1 protein-coding gene is annotated in these 316 nt (G+C 42.1%); it reads right to left on the bottom strand.

The genetic code is table 11. The annotated features are described in order from the left end of the window. Positions 1-281, bottom strand: a 281-nt coding sequence (locus L9G74_RS23985) for a C1 family peptidase (RefSeq protein WP_238898548.1), incomplete at its 3' end; no start/stop codon positions are given. Positions 282-316: the final 35 nt, after the last annotated feature.

The following is a 316-nucleotide window of genomic DNA, read 5'->3' as shown; positions in this document are numbered from 1 at the left end:
GATGTATAATATTGAAATTCATAGTCGTCTGCTGGAATAGGTACGGCCACTGGCTGATTTGCAATGCCCTGTTTCAAGGCTTCCTCAAGTTGGGTAGGAACCCATCCGTGGCCATCAATAGTAACAATAGCATTTTTCTTATTTGAGTCACATTTACCCTCGTCACCACGGTAAGGGTAATCCTCTTCAGAATCAATGCCGCCATTGTTGATTATGAACTCAAATGCATAGTCCATAAGTCCTCCATTGCATCCTTGGTTATATCCAGTATCACAATCCACCAATTCTTGTTCTGATAACGAAATCAGTTCGCCTG

Source organism: Shewanella electrica (genome assembly GCF_022321485.1).
Classification (GTDB): Bacteria; Pseudomonadota; Gammaproteobacteria; order Enterobacterales; family Shewanellaceae; genus Shewanella; species Shewanella electrica.
Note: the sequence above shows the minus strand (reverse complement) of the source record. Positions and strands in the feature narration are given on the sequence as shown.